Below are 20,127 nucleotides of genomic sequence, written 5' to 3'. Positions count from 1 at the left end.
ACAGAAGAATTAGGAAGACTAATCCTTAAATCAGAAATAGATGTTGAAAACCGCCACATTTTACAGCAGTCTACTCAATCAGATTAACCCATTGATATCCAAATTTTTTCTCCCAAAAATGGTAAACACTATAAAGAGTCGACCTTTCTTCCTTACCTATGATCCAGACATTATCTTTATCCTCAATTACTGCAACACCATCTTCTTTTGTATGCAGGTGTGCCTTGCGAAATGGCGAATCATTGTATTCTCCTTACAACATGATAAAAATGGTTTTGCTTCTATGTAATGGTGGTAATAAACCAATTTTGAATAATGGCTATGAATTTCACGATATACAAGAACCTATATTTGCTAGAAGAGGTAATGTTAAAGAAACCATTAATGACCCTGTTTTTATTAGCAACCTAATTAATTGGGGTACAAAGAACAGATTAAATGAGTTCTGTTTTACTTTTTTTCTGCGGGATGATATTAAAAAGTACATACGAGGGGATTTAGTAAAACCAGATATGAATGTAACGCTGGGTGGACATAGCTTAAATTATCAGCTGGATACAATCAAAAATACTATATTTGAATCAAAAGACCAGTTGAAGTTTTTCTCTCGGGCATATACGAGTTTAGTTGATTGGCGGGGTCAAACAGTTCAAAAGAGACAGGCAATAACAGTTATAGAATACTAGTAGATATCCCTGGAAATGGATTCACCAACTTAATAACTACTTCTATGCTGGTTTAAGCTGGGGTGAGGATTTTGAGGTGTTGTTGGACAAGTATTTTTCTATCTTTGGAGAGGAAAAAGAATAATACTGCTTAATGTTGATGGAATTGGAAAAAATTGTATCAGTACATACGAAATGGAATGTGCCATTGTACTCCGCTAGATTGGTCGATCCAGAGAAAGGAACGAACTCTAATAATAACACTAAGGAAATAACTGAATTCCTGCAAGAGATTATTGATTTTTTTAATAATAAAGAGGTGAATATAGCAGACCGTTTAATAACTATCCAAAATAAAGATAATTATGAATCGTTTTCACCTAAAGAAATGATGCTGTTTTATTTTTACTACTTGAAGGAAGTAGCGTCTACTTGCAAGAAGGAATGGCTTAAAAAGGAATATGGAGGGAAGTAAATGGATTTCAGCAATCTACATTATTATGTGCCATCATCTAACAATGCAAATCCACAAGTTATCACTAAAGATTTAATTGTATACGGAGCAACTCCAGCTGGCATTATGGCTGCAATCCAAGCTGAGAAAATGGGGCTTACAGTTGCTATCGCGGAGTTCGGAAATCATATTGGAGGAATTACTGCTAGTGGACTAGGAGCAACTGATCTTGGAGCTAAAGATGCAGTAGGTGGTCTTTCAAGGGAATTTTATAAAAGATTGGGAAAATACTATGGTGAAGAAGAACAGTGGACATTTGAACCAAAGGCTGCCAAGTATGTTTTCACGCAATGGATAGGGGAGCATAATATAGCAATCTATCTTAGCCAACATCTTAAAGGGGTAAATATGGAAAATAAAGAGGTCAAAGAATTAAAAATGGAAAACGGAAATGTCTTCATAGGGGAGTACTTCATTGATGCCAGTTATGAAGGGGACTTGATGGCGATAGCGGGTGTTTCCAGTTTTGTTGGTCGTGAATCTAACGATACCTACAATGAAACGTATAATGGCATCCGTTTCGGTGAACCCCATCATAAGTTTGAAAAAACGGTTGACCCTTATGTGCTCGAGGGGGATAAGGACAGCGGGGTTCTGCCAGGTATAAGTGAAACAGGGTTTAAAACTATTGGGTTCCAAGGGCAAGAAGACCACCGTATTCAAGCATATAATTTTCGTGTTTGTTTAACAAATAAACCAGAAAATCGTTTCCCGTTTCCAAAGCCTCCTAAGTATAACGCGGATAGATATATGCTTTTATTACGTTATATCAATGCTGGTGTTTGGGATGCTATGAACCTTCATGTTATGATCCCTAATGGAAAATCTGATTTAAATAATTATGGGGCTGTATCAACCGATAATATTGGTATGAACCATCAATGGCCGGAAGGCAGTTATCAAGTACGCGAGGAGATTTTTCAGGATCATGTGAATTATAACCTTGGAATGTTGTATTTCCTAACAAATGACAAACGAGTACCACTACATATCCGTAACGAAGTTTCACAATGGGGATTGCCAAAAGACGAGTTTGAAAATACAGGACACTGGCCACCACAATTGTATATTCGTGAAAGCAGAAGAATGATTTCAGACTACGTCATGACGGATAAGAATTGTTTAGGTGAAACTTTTGTTGATGATTCTGTTGGTCTTGCTTCCTATCAAATGGATTCACACCACTGTAGACGTGTTGTGATTGACGGGAAATGTGTCAATGAGGGGGATGTAGAGGTACCTATTTCACCGTATCCAGTTTCCTATCGATCGGTTCGCCCACGTGAAGATGAATGCACGAACTTATTGGTCCCCGTCTGTTTATCAAGTTCACATATTGCTTACGGTTCTATTCGGATGGAACCAGTATTCATGATTATTGGCCAATCTGCAGGAGCAGCAGCTGCAATTGCGTTCAAAAATAAATCGAGTGTACAGAATATAGACTACCCTGAGCTTAAAAAGGAACTTCTAAATTCCAATCAGGTATTAGAATGGGATGACTCAATAGAAGACAACCCAGTGAAGCGAATGAAAAGTACTTTTGGGAAATAAGACATACGTAAAAAAGGTCAATGCATGGAATACCATACATTGACCTTTTTATTTAGGCTTTAGCTAGTTTTGTTTTGTCCATAGGTTGATATCATCAAAATAAACGGTACCTACTTGATAGCTTGTTGTATATGCGTAGATGCGTACATACGCAGCATTTTCAGGAGCTACACCTTGAGTGTTAACTTCCTCCCATTGTCCGAGCATGCTCTCGAAGTGATTAGCATAGTTAGCGACTTGGTTTCCATCTTTATCGTAAAAACGTAATAGAAAGCTTGCCGAACCTTCTTCAGTATAAGCTCGGGTTGCTGCCATATACTCAACACCAGGTTCAACATCAATTTTATCACTATATAGCGCAACAGATGCAGATCTGACAGTGTCAACAATCTTTAAACTACTATTACCACTAAAACTGCGTTCATCCGAAATTTCATGGTAATGTTCTTCAGATTCTTGAAATGCATGTGTCCATCCAGGTATTATCCCATCTGCTAAAGGTTCTTCAAAGTCGGAATTTAATAGCGGTATGGAATTCGCAGGTGGTTCGTCTTCTCCGGATGATAAGGCTGTTATAAGATTTTCGACCTTAGCATTCAATAGACCCTTTGCTTCATTTGAAATAAATTCTGACAAAGATTCGTTGTTCAGGTGCTTAAGCAGGGCATTTAAATGCTTAACAGCTTTACTTTTATCATCCTTATTTAATTGGTGTTTTGCTTGTTCTAACTTATTAGTCAATTCAGCATAGACTGGTTGCTTAATGTCTTCTGAGGTGTGATAACTGTCAAGGATTTCCTGTATAAGCCCTGTGCTACTTACTTCCACCTTGTAAAGAAGCGTCCGGTTAGACGGAAGAGAGTAGTATATGTTTCCGTCATCTCCTATTGTAAAAGATTTAGCCTCGGTAATTTTATGACTAACAAGTGTTTTGGGGTCGATGGCGGTTAGATTATTATCAAATTTTGCATATAATATATCGTTAGACCATTCAAGAACCACGGTTTGCCAATCAGCGTAATAAAGAGCTCCATCAGGATAAATCTTTTTGCTTTTTACAACATTTAACGTATGGGGGTCCAAAGCAAAAATAATATTATCTACAGCTCCCCATAATAAACCATTTTCACCAAAGGATAAATCGCCAATCGTCTGAGGGTTATTTACCCCTTCGATTGATAGGGAAATTTCTTCAATTTTTTGCTCATTTTCTACATCCCACTTGAAAATTTTAGCCTCTTTAGCAACTGGATCTATCCCTAGGCCACCGTTAACGGACGTTGAACCATAAACAATACCCTCTTTGTAGGCTAAACTGACAACGCTTTGATTTTCTACTATATTACGGTAGACAGTTGGAGTAGTTTGTTCTCCTGTTGGATCATATATAGTTAAAGCACCACCTAATTTTCCATAGTCCGGAATACTCCCGATAAACGTTTTTCCATCTGCGCTAATAATATCACCGATTCTATCTTGGTCCTCACCAATTTGAAATAGTTGTTTAGGATTATTGTTTGCAGGATCTCTCTTCGTGTCATATTCAAAGATCCTAGCTCCAGGATAAACTCCAAATAGCATTTTGTCTCCAAAGGAACTCATACTATCACCCTGTCCTAAATTGAAAGAGACAGTGGAGTTGTCACTTGGACTAAAGATTGCTCCCTCTGTAGCTTGAGTACCACTAATATAAATGTTTCCGTCGGGCCCATTCTTTACTTGATTCATAATCGCCGGCGCCCCTTTAACTAAAGAAGGGCGTTCAATAACTTGGTTTGTCTCGATATTAAATATCGTTACACTGCCACTCCAGTTAATGGTTACAAGACTTTTCCCAGGTAGCTGTGGATCGTTAAATTCAACCCAATCCGCACCTCGTAAGCCACTTCCGTATCTCATACCTGTGTCATTTATCTCTAGTGTGTTTAAATCAATCGACATGAACTTATCATCTGGTGTCATGTAATACACAGACCCATTGTAAGATTCTTCTTCAACATGCAAACCTCTTACATTAGGAACTATGACATCAAGCCACTTTTGCGTTTGCGTGTCGTAAATGTAACCATTTTTGGTGTCGTTATACCTGATAAACAAATAGCGATTATCCACCTTATCCATGTCATATACGGTGCCGGTCTCATCTAAAGAAGCAGCAATATTAGATTTCTCACCGGATGCAATATTGTATTTGATTATTTTATCTTTAGCAGTTCCGGCATAAATGTTTCCGTCGATATAAGCGATTGAGCGAATATATTGCCTTGAAGACTCATCAATCATTTTCCCATAATCTGTTACTTCTTCTCTCTCTGAATTAAACTTATAAACTTTCCCACTTGGATAGGTACCAACATATACATTTCCTTCAGGGTCCGATGTTATCGAATAGGGAAATGTTTGACCTGGGAATGTAGCGACAACCTCTGCAACCTTCGTTTTTGGAGAATACTTCCAAAGTTTTGCTCCCCCGCCAATTGTAGCTATATACAAGTCACCGTCGACCGTCACCTCATGTGCCCATGTACTCTCTGCACCTTCAAGGGTAATCGTCCTTAGCAGTTTATAATTATCTAGGTCTACCACGTTTAGCCTGGCAGGTATTCCTTTTGCGGTAGTGTACATGACGTTATGGCCATCTTCTTTTCCAACTACGCCATCGAAGATACTGACTGTTCCAGTAAGCGGTGCTAATAACTTTTCTGGTTCGCCGTAAGTAGTGTTAGATAGCTCCGTTGATTCCTGTCCCGAGTTAGCCTGGGCAAGCGATGGGAATCCGGCTAAAATGAGTAATAACAAACCTGCCAGTATGTACATCCAATTGTTAATAATAGGCTTTCCTCTCATCAAATATCTCTCCTTAATTATTATCTTTGATATTGATAAAGCTTATGACCTCTGGCAAAGTAGAAGTTTCTGTCAGCATCTTGTGCAAACAATGAAGCATCATCTACGAGTGTTTCTTTTTCCAATGTTTGTGGATTTACTTTAAAAAGTTCATTACGTGTTTGTCCATATAGGTAGCCATCGGCATCGAAGGTTAAGAATCCTCCACGCCATAAATGGCTTACTGCATCCCAATTTATTGAATATAATTGCTTTTTCCGAACTACTTGATTTGTTTGTGTGTCATATTTAAACAAAATCCCTGATGTTAATCCCCATAAATTTCCTTCATCATCAAAGGTTAGCGCAGAAATTGCCTTTTCACCAGGTACCGGAACGGTCTCTAATATTTTTTGTCCGTCCTCCATATCCCAGAGAAATAATTTTGCTTCTTCTTCTGTTGGTTCGATGCCTAAACCTCCCCAAACGGAAGTCCCTCCATAAACTAATCCGTCTTTATATACGAGAGAAATTACGCTTTGATTTTCTACGACGTTTCGATGAAAAGAGTAGTCATTTGTTGCTGGATCAAAGATAGTCAATGCTCCACCTAATTTTCCGTAATAAGGTACTGTACCGATCGCAAGTTTATCGCCAGCAGAAACCATAGCAAAAGGTCGATCTTGTCCCTTATCTTTTAAACTGAAGTGCTCTATCGGGTTGACGCCGAATTGATACGGTTCATTAGGATTATAGGAGTAAAGGTGTGCACCTGAATAAATTCCCATATATAATTTGTCATTATGGGTAACCATACCTTCGATTTGACCCAACCCTTTGTATTCTGTAAGTTGACCATTCTGATAATCATATTCTGCTAGTCCACCAGAAAAGTAACCACCAACAAATATATTTCCATTAGGTCCCTGTGTGAGCGATTGAATGTCTACAGGCTCTCCATTAATTTGGCCTGGTGTGATCGCAGTTTTACCTGTTACAGGATTATACTTACGAATCTCCCCGTTCCACGATATGCTTGCCAATGTTTTACCAGGAAAATCTTTACTACCGATGTTAATCCAACCAAACCCCCGGGCAGAGAAGAGGTCATCAAAGCCAGTTGCCTTCAATTCTAAAGTTTTTATGTTGTAGGAATGGAGTTCTTCATTTCTAATGAGATATACTAAGTTTTTTGGTCCTGCTGAGGAAACATCTATTCCATTCGCATCCTCAATCTCATCGATGACTTCCATTGTTTTTAAGTCATACACAAGAATAGTGCTAACCCCACCTGTAACTCTGGCAAACATTTTATTACGGACAATGTTAATATCGTATACATTTGATGCTTCTGAATATTTGTCAGGTAACGGTATTTCCTTGGTCTCTCCTGTGTTTATATCTAACTCCACTAGATTCGCTCCATTAGTTCCAACACCAACATAGGCCTTGTCTTTATAGATATCTATGCTTCTGGCATATTGCTGCCCTTCAACCATTTGGCCATAATCCCGGAACTCATCCGTTTTTGGATCATATTGAAACACTTTGCCGCTTGGATATGTCCCTCCATAAATACGTCCATCCTCATCGGAGCTTAGTCGCCAAATAAATGATTCCCCTGGCAGAGGTGTTCCAAGATTTTCAATATGGTCACTACCTGGTACGTAACGGTACAATGTGCCATTTGAGTAGGTACCCACATAAACATTACCATCTGGATCTACTGTAAGTGCCCAACTGTTGCTTGCACCTTCCAATGAGAAACTATCAACTAGTTCACCGGTTTCAGCATCAACCACATTAAAAACAGCAGGTGATCCACCGGCAACTGCATAAACCCAATCTTCTCCATTAGGCCCTTTTCCATAAGCTCCTCCGGGAATAGATACAGCATTTAAAGCTGTTCCAAGTTCACGAACATTACTTTCATCAGCTTCCACACTTTCAGTTTCAACAGTACCTAAATAAACAGTGAACATGAAAACTAATGCTAAAAAATAGGTTAATTTGCGCATCTTAATTTTCGCCCTTTCTTTAAGTCAAATTTCAAGAATAAAGGAAAATAAGCCAAAGTCACCTCCGATTTATTTTGAGTAACCTTTTATTAATGATGTCTTCATTTTAAAAAGAGTTTCCAATATTCTCTATATTATTATTTTTAGAATAGTAACGCACGATAAACAAGTCTTTTAAGGGTCCTTATGTCATTTGGGAAAATTGTCCTATGCAAAGAATCGAGGGAGAGGGTATAAGTTCATGAAACATTGAAAAAACTTGGCTTGTCGACAAGCCTTAGTTGATCTTATGCAGTAAGAAAGTATTTACACTTAACTGATAAAAAAAGGCTTAACCTCAGCAGGTTAAACCTTTTGTTAAAAAAAAAACAAAAGCCTTGTTTAATTTAAGCCTTTTCTTCGCTCAACTTTCTTAAAGGCTCTAAAACTAATCCAAGTCATAGCCATTGCTAGTACACTACCACTGAACAATGGAATTATTCCTGGTAAGAATGTGATTGCAAAGTATAATAAGACAATCGATATGGCAATTAGTATTGTTTCTATAGGGGAGGTTATTGCGATTAAAAAAGATTGTTTAAGATATTGAAAGAATTTCAAATCGAAATGTACGAACACAGGAAAGAAAAATAACAAAGTTACAGCATAGGAAACGAGAATAAACAGTAAAACAGGAATAAGGTAGAATAGCTTACCATTATTGAGCTGCAGAAAAGTAAAATCATAATAAAGGATGTAGCCAATGGTAAGGAACAGTAAACCTAGACCGTTTGCCTTTATAAAATCAGTTCGATAAACTTTCCAAAATTCAGGAAAGATTTTAAAGTTGTATTCTTTATTCATCCATTTACGGACAATGGTGAACATGGCTACAGTAGAAGGAAATAATCCAAAAATAACTAACCCGATTATTGTAAACAGTATCCAAAGTAAGTTTATGTAAGCTAACTTGATCATCCAAAATGCAATTTTATTAAATTTTTCCCAACCATCGAACGTCATGATGTTTCCTCCTCAAACAAAAAGCATTCATATGTCCTTTCACATAAAATTACTAATATTAATTCACTTTATTATATTGGCAGTAAAATAGCCTGTCAACATGCTTAAGCAGGTACGTTTCTCCAGGGTAAGAGTAATTAGTTTTATTAAAGACACTTTAGAGACTTGTCTCTCGATGGAAATAAACATAGAATAATAGCAAGGAAATGAATATTTAGATAATTTTTAAAAGCTGGTATAAAATATCCTGCATTCCATTCATTCTACATACATATAATAGCGCTTTCTCAATCAAAGCAGTAGTTATACATAGAAATACATGCAGGGATTCTAAGGGGGGCTGTCAAGCTCGATACAATGTCTCGTAGATTATTTAACAAATTAATCAAAAAGAGAGGGGTTTAATTAAGATGATGAAGAAAAACAGCATTCTTATACTACTGATTATCTTGGGAACTTTGTTAGCTGCCTGTAATTCGGATGATGAGGCAACTGCAACTGATGGAGAAGTATCTGGGGAAATAACTGTATGGGTTCATCCATATACATCAGATGCAGAAGCTGAAAGCGCTATGTGGGATGAAATCGTAGCATCTTATGAAGAAAAGTTTGATGCAACTGTAACAATTGAAACAATTCCGTGGGGTAATCGTGACCAAAAAATACTTACTGCCTTAGCAGCAAATAATGGTCCAGACGTATTTTATGCTATTCCAGATCAAATGCCACAATATGCCGATGAGGGTATGTTATTAGAACTTGATCCATATTTGGAGGACAATAATATGGATGACTTCGTTGATAGTGCTCTTGTTTCAACCAAATGGCAAGGTAAATCATATGGGCTTCCAATTCTGCAGGAAGCATATACGCTTTTCTACAATGTTGATGTAATTAAAGCGATTGGTAAAGATCCTGAAAACTTACCATCAACTTGGAGTGAATTTGAAGAGTGGGCAAAAGCAGCAAAAGAGGAAGGATACTATGCATATAGCTATCAAGGAGGAGGATCGATGAATGGAACATTATATCCTTTCCTTTGGCAAGCGGGTGGAAAAGTTATAACACAGGATGATGAAGTAATGATAAATAATGCTGAAGGTGTAGAAGCATTTAAGTTTATCAATAAAATGTATGAAAAAGGGTGGATTCCTGAAGATTCAATTACCGCTATGAATCACGACGCAATATGGAATGCGGGAGAGATGTTAGCAGTACAAGGTTCAGGAATTTCATTAACTAATTTACAGGAAAGTGGTTTGAATTTCGTTATTGCACCACCTCTTAAAAATAAAGAGCAAGCAACATATGGTACAACAGGAATGTTCGTTGTTCCTTCAAATACTGATAATCCGAATGCAGCAGCTGAGTTTGTAAAAACAGTTACCAATGCAGAAAATCAAAGAAAATTTAATACCGTAACTCAATATATTCCAACCAGGAAATCAGCAAAAGATATCTTCGATGATCAAAAGTATTTAAAGCAGCTTGCACAATACACACAATATGCATTACCGGGAGTAATCCATCCACAGGGGCGTAATATAATGCCGATGATTCAAGCTGAAGTTCAGACAATGATGGAAGGCAAAAAAACTCCACAAGAGGCTGCAGATGCGGCGGCAGAAGCTATTAAGGGTGAAATTGATAAATAGAAAAGTATAGATTGAGCAGAGAGTTTGGCCGGTACTTCAGTCAAGCTCTCTGTTACTAACTTACATATGAAATAAGGTGATTACACTGAATAATGCAGACAAAATTAACGAAGAAATGGAATCTCATTATAAAGGGAAGGTCCCTTTAAGGAATCGTATGAAGAGAAATAGAGGTAATGGTTCATATACCAAAAAGCCAAAATTGCCTTTTAAAGAAAGAGTAAAAAGGCAATGGGATCGAAATGCAATTGTGTATATTTTCCTCATACCTGCATTGATCCACTTTATAGTTTTTCAGGTATACCCATTTGCATTCAGCTTTGTTCTGACATTTATGGATTGGAAAGTTATTGGGGATCCAGAATTTGTAGGATTTAAACATTGGTTGGCTTTTTTAAATGATGAATTAGCTTGGAGGGCAATTTGGAATACAGTTTTATTCTCCATTTATTACATTGTACCTACTATGGCGTTAGGACTGGTTTTAGCATTAATCATTAACTCAGGTGTAAAAGCATCAGGGGTGTTTAAAGGAATCTTTTTCTTGCCAGTAGTAACATCATTTGTAATCATAGCAGGAATCTGGGGCTGGCTATTCAGAGGAACAGATTCCGGGATGGTTAACTACCTGTTAAGTCTCTTTGGGGTTGAACCACAATTATTTTTAGCAGATTCTGAGCAAGCGCTTTTGGTGCTTGCTGGCTTAAGTATATTTAAGGTTGCCGGGAGTACAATGGTCTATTATTTTGCAGGGCTTCAATCAGTAGATAAACAATTATATGAAGCTGCACGCATTGATGGGGCATCTCCTTTTCGAATATTTTGGTCAATAACCTTTCCGTTACTAAAGCCGATACATTTTTACGTAGCGATTATTACAACTATAGGTTCGTTTCAAATTTTTGATTCAACATTTTTACTTACAGGTGGAGGACCAAATTATTCAACGACGACAATTGTGTTCTACCTATATCAACAAGGGTTTGCAGGGCTTAACTTAAGCTATGCTGCTGTTCTGTCCTATGTATTATTCTTTATTATTTTGGTTATTTCGCTTATACAAAGAAAGTATTTGGGTCAAGAGACGAACCACTATTAATCATCAGGCCTTTCTGGAAGGGAGATTAGAAAATTGAGAAAAATAATCACATATACAGCTTTACTTTTATTAGCCTTAAGTTTTCTCCTGCCGTTTGTCATTATGGCTCTAGGATCGTTTAAAGATATGAAATATGCATTACTGGATCCGCTTTTTTGGATACCAGAGGACCCTACTTTTAGTAATTATATATTTCTGTTTAATGATGGGATTTTTCTAAGGTGGATTTTTAACTCTGTAGTTATTACCATCATCCCTGTTTTTAGTCAGATGCTATTTTGTGCAATATTGGGTTATATCTTTGCCAAGAAGAAGTTCCCGGGTCGAGAAGTAATATTTTGGGTATTTATGGCAGTGATTATGATTCCGCAACAACTATTAATTATTCCGAAGTATATTATGTTCGCGGACTTTGGATGGATTAATACTTACTGGGCTTTAATTATACCTGAACTATGGGGGATTATGGGAGTATTTTTAGTACGCCAATTCCTGCAAAATATCCCAAATGATTTGGAAGAGGCGGCGCGTATTGATGGTGCTAATGATATTAAAGTATTCTTTAAAGTTATTTTGCCCCTATCGATACCAGTAGTTGCAACAGTGGGAACCTTCTCGTTTATTTCAAACTGGAACGATTTATTTCAACCGTTGATTTATATGACAAAAGAAGAGATGTTTCCCGTGACAGTTGGTTTAGCATCGTTACTTGGGAAGGAAGGGGATTTTGGAATTGAAATGGCGGGATCGACACTTTCATTTATTCCAACCTTTATTATTTTCTTGTTCTTCCAACGTTATTTCACAGAGGGGATTCAGATGTCCGGGCTTAAGTAAACGGAAAGGCGGCAAAATATGACAGATAATCTGAGGGTAGGCATTATCGGTTTAGATACTTCGCATTCTGTAGCTTTTACAAGACTATTAAATGATGCTAGTGACAAATATCATGTGCCAGGTGGAAAAGTAGTGACAGCTTTTCCGGGAGGATCACCTGATTTTGACCTTAGTATTTCACGTGTAAAGGGATTTACAAATGAACTCAACGATAATTATGATGTGAAGATTGTTGATTCCATTGAAATTGTTGCAAAAGAAGTTGACGCAATCCTATTAGAATCAGTAGATGGAAGAGTCCATCTGGAGCAAATAAAGAAAATCATTTCATATAAAAAACCTATTTTTATCGATAAACCGTTTAGTTTACAGAAAGATGAAGCTGAAGAAATGGTCCAACTAGCCAAAGAATATCAGACGCCAATTATGAGTACATCGGCACTGCGATTTGCTGAGGCGTTAACGGATGTTTTATCTAAGTCTGATAAAGGAGAAATAATAGGTGCTGATTGTTTTGGTCCAATGGAACTTCAGGAGAAGCAACCAGGATTTTTTTGGTATGGAATTCATGCCATTGAAATGTTATTTGCTATCTTAGGTGAAGGAGCCCGAGAGGTAACTGTAACAACAAACAAAGAACATGACATCATTGTCGGACTATGGCAAGAGGGTCGTCTTGGGATGGTTAGGGGCAACCGTAAAGGTAATGGACAGTTCGGGGCAGTAATACATTTTGAACAGGGATCTGAATATGTCGATATAAATGCCCACGGAAAGCCTTACTATGCTAGCTTATTAGACCAAATTATGGCTTTCTTTCAAGATGGCATCCCTAGAGTATCGATAAACGAAACGATAGAGGTTATTCGCTTTATCGAAGCGGCCAATGAAAGCAGAGTTACAGGAAACACAGTTTTAATCTAGTGTGGAAATTTGTTTAAGTAGGTGAAAATGTGAAAACGGTAAAGTTCGGAATTATTGGTGCCGGTGTATTAGCTCCTTTGCATGCCAAAGCAATTACATCTAACCCGCAGGCTAAGCTTGTTGCCATCACGGATATCGACCAACAGAAGGCCGATACATTGTCTAAGGAATTTGGTGTGGAAAAAACATTCACCAATTACGAAGAAATGCTGCGTGAACCGATTGATGTTGTGTGTTTATGTGTGCCCAGTGGTATGCATGCAAAGTTTGCTGTTACGTGTGCTGCCATGGGAAAACATATTTTGTGTGAAAAACCACTGGATATTAATTTTCAGCAGATGGACCAGATGATTGAAGCTTGTAGGGTCGCGAACGTTAAGCTGGGTGCTGTTTTTCAACGAAGAACGTTACCTCAATTTATTGCAGCCAAAGAAGCTAAAGAGCGTAGATTAATAGGAAATATGATGATGATCCACGCTTATTTAAAGTATTTTCGCGATGACGACTATTATGCCAGTGCAGGCTGGCGTGGTAAATGGGAACTTGATGGCGGAGGAGCACTGATGAACCAGGGTGTTCATGGAATTGACCTATTACAGTGGATAGGCGGAGAGATCGAAAGTGTGTTTGCCTATAATGCCACACTAGCTCGAAAGGATATTGAAGTAGAGGATACAGCTGTTGCGGTTGTGAAGTTTAAGGATGGCGGGTTTGGCACAATTCAAGGTGCTACCTCCGTTTTTCCGGAACAGCAAACGTCAATTGAAGTTAATGGCGATAAAGGAACGGTGAAGGTTTCCGATACCACGGTGGATATTTGGGAATTCCTGAATTCTAATGGTGAGATTGAGAAGCCACAATTGCCTCATCCTGATCATGACGGGCATTCAATTATTATTGGGGACATGGTCGAAGCTATTTTGGAGGATCGTGATCCAATTATATCTGGAATTGAAGCGAGAAAGTCAGTTGAGATTATACTAGCAATCTATGAATCAGCACGTTCAGGCCGAGAGGTTGTGCTGACAGATTTCCATCCTTTTAAATCGTAAGGAGGTATTTTATTGACTTATAAGTTGCATACATTAAATGAGCAAGGCATACCTTCCCTTATTGATGGTGTAAACTCCCAGGAAGATTGGGAAAAGAAAAGAGCAGATATTTTAAAACGTTGGAAGGGTATGATCGGTGAGCTTCCTGATAAAGTTCCATTAGATTTGAAAATAAACTCGGAATCCAGTAAAGAGAGGTTCGTGAGACAGCATGTTACGTATAGCACGGTAGATGGCGATAGTGTCACGGCCTATTTACTGATTCCAGAGGGAGCAGAAGGGAAAAAGCTTCCCGCATTAATTGCGTTGCATGGAACTGACGAAAAAGGTAAGGATTCGATAAGTACTAACAAAGCTAAGCATAACCGTAATTTCGCGGCGGAACTTGTTCAAAGAGGTTATGTCGTCTTGGTTCCAGATGCTTTAACCTCTGGAGAAAGAATTAAAGCAGGTGAAAAGACTTTTCATAATGCATATCTCTATCGGGACTTCCCGCAGTGGTCGTCAATTACTATGAAGAATCTAACTGATCACAGACAAGGATTAGATTTACTTGCGCAACATGATTGTGTTGATGAAAGCCGTATCGGAGCTATTGGTCATTCTTTCGGTGGTTATAATGCTTTTTATTTAGCTGGAGTAGACGACAGGGTAAAGGCCGTCGTAAGCAGCTGCGGATTTTCTATGTTTACTGGGGATTACCGGCCACATCGCTGGGCTGACCGTGATTGGTATACACACTTTCCAAAGTTAACGCCGATGATTTCAGAAGGAGATATCCCATTTGAATTTCACGAAATTTTAGCTCTTGTTGCACCTAAGCCATTGTTCAATTGGAGTGGACAAAGTGATTCTATTTTTCCACACTGGAAAGCAATTGGCAGTGGTCTGCACAGTGTTTATCAACTGTATGAAAAACTGGGAGTTCCTGAACGAATCACTTCCTTGCTAGGAGCCGAGGGGCACGATTTTCCGCCACATATAAGGGAGTGTTCCTATCAATTTATGGATAAATGGTTGGAGAGAGAGTCATGAGATCTAAAAAGTCATGTCTAAAGGAGTTACCAGTATATGCTTATTAGAAATATTGATGTTTTTCCTTTAAATTTACCTATGCTTCAGAATTTCTCAATTTCAGGTGGGCAAGTAGGGAGTAAAAACATAGGTGCGCCTCATGTATATGTACGTATAACAACAGACGACGGTACTATGGGCTGGGGAGAAGCACGACCAAGTCACAGGTGGAGCTATGAAACACAGGAATCTGTAGTCAGCACAGTAAGGAATTACCTTGCTGATGCATTGAAGGGTATCGAATTACTAAATCTAGAAAGAATTCACAGTGTAATGGATCAGCAGATATCTTCAGGAATAACACGCGGGCAACCGATAGCTAAAGCGGCTGTTGACATGGCTGTACTGGATGCTATAGGGAAGAAATCAAGACAGCCACTTGCTCATGTATGGCTTTCACCGCAACATAATAAAATTGCTCTTTCCTATTTAATAAGTGTTACGAATGTGGAAGATGCTGCTGAAAAGGCACGAATTGCCAAAGAACAGGGCTATACAGGTGTTGACGTTAAAATAGGATTAAACCCTCAAGAAGATATTGAAATTATAAAAACAGTAAAGGAAATTATTCCTGATGCGTATTTCCGTGTCGATGCTAATCAGGCCTATCGTTTAAAGGAAGCGATGCGTCTAAGTAGGGCAATGGAAGAAGTCGGGGTAAATATATTTGAACAACCATTGTCGGCTGGTGATTTATTAGGGCATGCAAAGCTTCGCGAGTTTACAACCATACCCATTGCTCTGGATGAAAGTATATGGACACCCGAAGATGTGGTTAGAGCAATACAGTTAAATGCTTGTGACGCTATTGTCATTAAAGTGACTAAAATGGGAGGACTTTCACGTGCGAAACGATGTGGTGAGATTGCACAGGCTGCAGGTATGGAGCTGATAGGTGGGGGGCTGACAGAATCTTCATTAGGGCTTTATGCAAGTGCACACTTATTTCACATGTTAGGCATTTCAACACCGGTGGATTTGAATGGACCCTTATTTTTGGAAAATGATCCATCTAAGGTTAAGGCAGAGATTAACAAAGGTGAAGTAACCCTGCCTGATGGATTCGGAATAGGATGGGAAGTTGACGATAGGAAACTGGAGGAACTATCGGTCTAGGGATGATTTGGATTATTAGAGAGTGATCCAGAATGCTCCGTTTCACGCGGGTCCCAACTTCAACCGGTCAAGTAGGGTTATTTTAATTGCTCGTCCATGATGAAACTTAGACGATAAATACGACGTGGTCTGCCTTTATGCGTTACCTTTTCCTCGCCGACTATTTCGACTAGTTCAGCATCCATCCACTTTAAAAGGATTCTGTGGGCGCTCCTATTCGTTATCTTAAGAGTTGAAGCTAATTCTTGTGCAGTATAATCAATGATTCCGTAGCGGCCAACACGCGCCATCAGCTTTGTCATATACGACGCAGACATACCAGCCTTCTCAGCCCGGTCCAGCAGTTGTGCATCGGTTATAGCTAAATCGTACATTTCGTATTGTGTGTGGGTAGTAATGTCAACGGGACCCAATACACTTCTATCCTCGCGGACAATATAGCAAACATCGCCACCAGATTCTTTCGATTGGCGTAAAGCTAACCGTGCGTGGCTACCTGCTTCGGCAGCGGTGCTTCCAAAGCCAACACCAATACTTAAGGTTATCCCGATAGCATTGTTGGTTTCTTGAAGCAAGGGTATAAACTTATAGCCCCTGGTTTCTCTTTCAAAAATGCCGCGTGTAGTAATAAATGAGTATTCTTCCCCGCCGAGGCTGATGAGATGTCCATCAAGCTGTTTTATGTAATCTAGAAGCATTTGCTGGATGTTTAACTTTAATAATTGCACATCATGTTCTGACGTATATTTTTCTGTGATGCTTTTAAAGTCATCAACGTTTATTAAACCGAAAACTATTTGTGACTCTTTGTTTCTGCGCGTTTTCGTTGCCAGTAGGGCGCGTTCTAAGGATACAATCATGTCTTGTTGTGTTGGTGTCACCCATTCATTAGGTATATTCTCTTCCGTCAATCTTATAGACACTTCTTGTATACCAGTGAGTGCAATTGATCCATCACTATTGTAGTTTTCAACATGGAAATTGACAATGTCCTTGATTAATTTTGGTTTGGAGTGGTTATGAAATACTTTAATTTGATAATTTTCTTCCACCAATTCGACGAGTGTTTTCTCGACGTATTTTTCCTCAATTGTATCAATGGATAAACGTTTTAGACTATAGTTATTTTTGATAAGAAATAATGATTTGTACAAACCTGTTCCCATTAGAGGGACGTGATGTACAGGTATTGGGAAATCCAAAGATTGCTTAGCGAGATTATATAAATGAAATTCAGTAAACACCAGAACGTCGACATCATACATTATTTTTGATGCTACATCGGTTATCACGCTGTCTGGTTCAATAATACCAAAGACGGGTTTAAAGTTTGGAAAAGATTTTAACGTTTCTCTCGTTTGATCCAGGAGAATCTTTGATCCAATAATGCCAATATTGATTTCTGAGGTATCATGAATACGTTTATTGATATGCACAATATCATCTCCTTAAAAGACTAGTGTATAGACATGTCTTTTAGTAACGTTTCCATTTATAATACTTTTTATAGTTGGAATTGTCAAAAATCAATTAGTTATTGATATTTCAGAGTCGTATATAAAGACACGTTCAAGACTTGTCTTTTAATAAAATCGTCCATAAAATATAAATAAATATCTGAAATTTCAATCGAGATGAAGTTAGAATAGAATAAAAATAAATAGGTAGGAGTGGTTAAATGAGAACGGTTGCAGAACTTGAAGAATTTATGACAAAGCCATCCCCAGAGTTAATAGAAAACCTTTCAAAATTGGAAGGCGATATTATGATTTTAGGAATTGGCGGAAAAATGGGACCTTCAATGGCAAAAATGACTAAAAGAGCTATTAATGACGGAGGTTTAAATAAAAAGGTAATTGGTGTATCAAGGTTTTCATCAGGTACATTAAAAAAGGAGCTAGAAGACTTTGGTATCGAAACAATCTCAGCTGACTTGTTAAATGAGTCCGATTTACAGTCACTCCCAAATGTTAAAAATGTCATTTATATGGCCGGGAATAAGTTCGGGACTGTTGGAAACGAACATTTCACTTGGGCTATGAATGCATACTTACCTGGGAGACTAGCTGAAAAATTCGCTAATTCACGCATTGTGGCATTTTCAACTGGAAATGTATATCCATTCGTAAATGTTTTAAGCAGTAATTGTTCCGAGGACACACCTGTTAATCCAGTTGGTGAATATGCCCAATCCTGTTTAGGGAGAGAGCGTGTGCTTACCCATTTCTCACACAAGAATCAGACGCCGATGCTTTTATTCAGACTTAATTATGCAATTGATCTCAGGTATGGTGTTTTACTTGAAATTGCAAGACAGGTATATAACGGGAAAACCATCGATCTGACAATGGGAAATGTTAATGTGATTTGGCAAGGCGATGCAAATGAATATGCCATTCGGTCATTATTACATACGGAAGCCCCATCAAAAGTATTAAATGTAACTGGTCCGGAAACCGTTTCAGTTCGCTGGCTTGCTGAAGAGTTTGCCAAACGCTTTAATAAAGACGCCCGTTTTTCTAACGAGGAACAACCTACAGCATTATTAAATAATGCTTCCCAAGCACACAAATTATTTGGCTATCCAAAAGTAACCATACAACAGATGATTGATATGACGGCAGATTGGTTAATGCATGATGGTTCTACATATGACAAACCAACTCACTTCCAAGAGCGACAAGGAGCATTTTAAATGTTAAAACCAGCCGTTAAAAGATACTTACATGAAGGCGCATTTATTCCAGCCCATCCATTAGCATTAACAGAGGGCCGGGAGCTTGATGAAACGAGTCAAAGAGCACTTACCCGGTATTATATTGATGCCGGCGTAGGGGGGCTGGCTGTTGGGGTACATACAACTCAATTCGAAATTCGTGACCCTAGATTCAATTTATTTGAAGAAGTTTTAACACTCGCAATCGAAGAGATGGAAAAGGCACAAGTACCGGATTCATTTATTAAAATTGCGGGAATTTGCGGTCCTGCAGATCAGGCTGTTAAAGAGGCGGAATTTATTAAAGAAGCCGGTTACGATCTTGGATTGTTAAGCATGGGCGGACTACAGAATCTCTCAGAAGAAGAATTACTGGAGAGAACGAAAAAGGTAGCTGAAATCATACCTGTTTTTGGGTTTTACCTGCAGCCATCTGTGGGTGGAAGAGTCCTTACGTATGATTTCTGGAGAAGGTTTGCCGATATTCCTAACGTGCATGCGATTAAAATTGCTCCATTTAATCGTTATCTATCTTTAGATGTGGCAAGGGCAGTATGTAATTCAAAAAGGAATGAAGAGATTGCTTTATATACTGGAAATGACGACAATATCTTAAATGACTTATTAACGACTTACAAGATAAACGTTGAAGGGAAGAGGATAGAAAAGAATATTGTAGGTGGTTTACTTGGGCACTGGTCCGTATGGACAAAGAAAGCAGTAGAACTATTTAATGATGTAAAAAAGGTTCAGAATGACGATTATATACCACGTCAGTTATTAACGCTTGCACAGGAAGTAACGGATGCAAATGCTGCCTTTTTTGATGCTAACAATCAATTTAAAGGCTGTATTGCAGGGATTAACGAAGTGTTAGCCAGGCAAGGCCTGCTAAAAGGCCGTTGGTGTTTACTTGAGAAAGAGGAGTTAGGTCCTAATCAGTTGGATGAAATAAACCGTGTATATTCAGAATATCCGCATTTACATGATGACGAATTCGTCGAAAAGAATCTTATGAAATGGCTGGATAACTAATGGTTGGATGAAAGAGATTCATGGAAGGAGCATACTAATT

The 20,127-nt window shown here is 38.3% G+C and carries 16 protein-coding genes; 12 read left to right on the top strand and 4 right to left on the bottom strand.

All coding sequences use genetic code 11. The features are described from left to right. Positions 1–224: 224 nt before the first annotated feature. From ACFO3D_RS07190 to ACFO3D_RS07180, 3 genes are all read left to right on the top strand, one after another. Positions 225–686, top strand: coding sequence for a hypothetical protein (locus ACFO3D_RS07190; protein WP_390294258.1), 462 nt, complete (start codon positions 225–227; stop codon positions 684–686). 145 nt (positions 687–831) lie between these two features. After that, a complete protein-coding gene (locus ACFO3D_RS07185; protein WP_390294256.1) occupies positions 832–1,140 on the top strand; it encodes a hypothetical protein in 309 nt (102 codons plus the stop codon). Further along, a complete protein-coding gene (locus tag ACFO3D_RS07180; RefSeq protein WP_390294254.1) occupies positions 1,141–2,733 on the top strand; it encodes an FAD-dependent oxidoreductase in 1,593 nt (530 codons plus the stop codon). A 63-nt stretch (positions 2,734–2,796) separates the two neighbouring features. Here ACFO3D_RS07180 and ACFO3D_RS07175 read toward each other — a convergent pair whose 3' ends face one another. The 3 genes from ACFO3D_RS07175 to ACFO3D_RS07165 form a co-directional block, all read right to left on the bottom strand. Beyond that, complete coding sequence (locus tag ACFO3D_RS07175; protein WP_390294252.1) at positions 2,797–5,580, bottom strand: FIMAH domain-containing protein; 2,784 nt, start codon at positions 5,578–5,580, stop codon at positions 2,797–2,799. 20 nt (positions 5,581–5,600) lie between these two features. Continuing rightward, entirely contained in the window at positions 5,601–7,577 is a 1,977-nt protein-coding gene (locus tag ACFO3D_RS07170; RefSeq protein ID WP_390294250.1) for a ligand-binding sensor domain-containing protein, read from the bottom strand. A 381-nt stretch (positions 7,578–7,958) separates the two neighbouring features. Then, positions 7,959–8,579, bottom strand: coding sequence for a YesL family protein (locus ACFO3D_RS07165; protein ID WP_390294248.1), 621 nt, complete (start codon positions 8,577–8,579; stop codon positions 7,959–7,961). 410 nt (positions 8,580–8,989) lie between these two features. Here ACFO3D_RS07165 and ACFO3D_RS07160 point away from each other — a divergent pair, with 410 nt between their 5' ends. The 7 genes from ACFO3D_RS07160 to ACFO3D_RS07130 all read left to right on the top strand — a co-directional run bounded on the left by ACFO3D_RS07160 (position 8,990) and on the right by ACFO3D_RS07130 (position 16,336). After that, positions 8,990–10,234, top strand: coding sequence for a sugar ABC transporter substrate-binding protein (locus ACFO3D_RS07160; RefSeq protein WP_390294246.1), 1,245 nt, complete (start codon positions 8,990–8,992; stop codon positions 10,232–10,234). 157 nt (positions 10,235–10,391) lie between these two features. Further along, positions 10,392–11,333: a carbohydrate ABC transporter permease gene (locus tag ACFO3D_RS07155; protein WP_390294244.1), complete on the top strand. Its 942-nt coding sequence runs from the start codon at positions 10,392–10,394 to the stop codon at positions 11,331–11,333. A gap of 33 nt (positions 11,334–11,366) precedes the next feature. Continuing rightward, on the top strand, positions 11,367–12,170 hold the full coding sequence (locus tag ACFO3D_RS07150; RefSeq protein ID WP_390294242.1) for a carbohydrate ABC transporter permease: 804 nt from the start codon (positions 11,367–11,369) through the stop codon (positions 12,168–12,170). 18 nt (positions 12,171–12,188) lie between these two features. Beyond that, positions 12,189–13,094, top strand: coding sequence for a Gfo/Idh/MocA family protein (locus ACFO3D_RS07145; RefSeq protein WP_390294240.1), 906 nt, complete (start codon positions 12,189–12,191; stop codon positions 13,092–13,094). A gap of 29 nt (positions 13,095–13,123) precedes the next feature. Then, positions 13,124–14,146, top strand: a complete 1,023-nt coding sequence (locus ACFO3D_RS07140; protein ID WP_390294238.1) for a Gfo/Idh/MocA family protein — start codon at positions 13,124–13,126, stop codon at positions 14,144–14,146. Positions 14,147–14,158: 12 nt separating this feature from the next. After that, entirely contained in the window at positions 14,159–15,181 is a 1,023-nt protein-coding gene (locus ACFO3D_RS07135; protein WP_390294236.1) for an alpha/beta hydrolase family protein, read from the top strand. A gap of 36 nt (positions 15,182–15,217) precedes the next feature. After that, positions 15,218–16,336 (top strand): mandelate racemase/muconate lactonizing enzyme family protein, encoded by a 1,119-nt coding sequence (locus tag ACFO3D_RS07130; protein WP_390294234.1) that lies wholly within the window; start codon positions 15,218–15,220, stop codon positions 16,334–16,336. 77 nt (positions 16,337–16,413) lie between these two features. Here ACFO3D_RS07130 and ACFO3D_RS07125 read toward each other — a convergent pair whose 3' ends face one another. Further along, on the bottom strand, positions 16,414–17,772 hold the full coding sequence (locus tag ACFO3D_RS07125; protein ID WP_390294232.1) for a GGDEF domain-containing protein: 1,359 nt from the start codon (positions 17,770–17,772) through the stop codon (positions 16,414–16,416). A gap of 242 nt (positions 17,773–18,014) precedes the next feature. Between ACFO3D_RS07125 and ACFO3D_RS07120 the strand changes: the two genes are divergently transcribed. Both ACFO3D_RS07120 and ACFO3D_RS07115 read left to right on the top strand, forming a co-directional pair. After that, entirely contained in the window at positions 18,015–19,031 is a 1,017-nt protein-coding gene (locus tag ACFO3D_RS07120) for an NAD-dependent epimerase/dehydratase family protein (RefSeq protein WP_390294230.1), read from the top strand. Further along, positions 19,032–20,087 carry a dihydrodipicolinate synthase family protein gene (locus tag ACFO3D_RS07115; protein WP_390294228.1) on the top strand — a complete coding sequence of 352 codons (1,056 nt, stop codon included), beginning with the start codon at positions 19,032–19,034 and terminating at the stop codon, positions 20,085–20,087. Positions 20,088–20,127: the final 40 nt, after the last annotated feature.

The sequence above is a fragment of the Virgibacillus kekensis genome, from assembly GCF_042654125.1.
Classification (GTDB): Bacteria; Bacillota; Bacilli; order Bacillales; family Amphibacillaceae; genus Lentibacillus; species Lentibacillus kekensis.
Note: the sequence above shows the minus strand (reverse complement) of the source record. Positions and strands in the feature narration are given on the sequence as shown.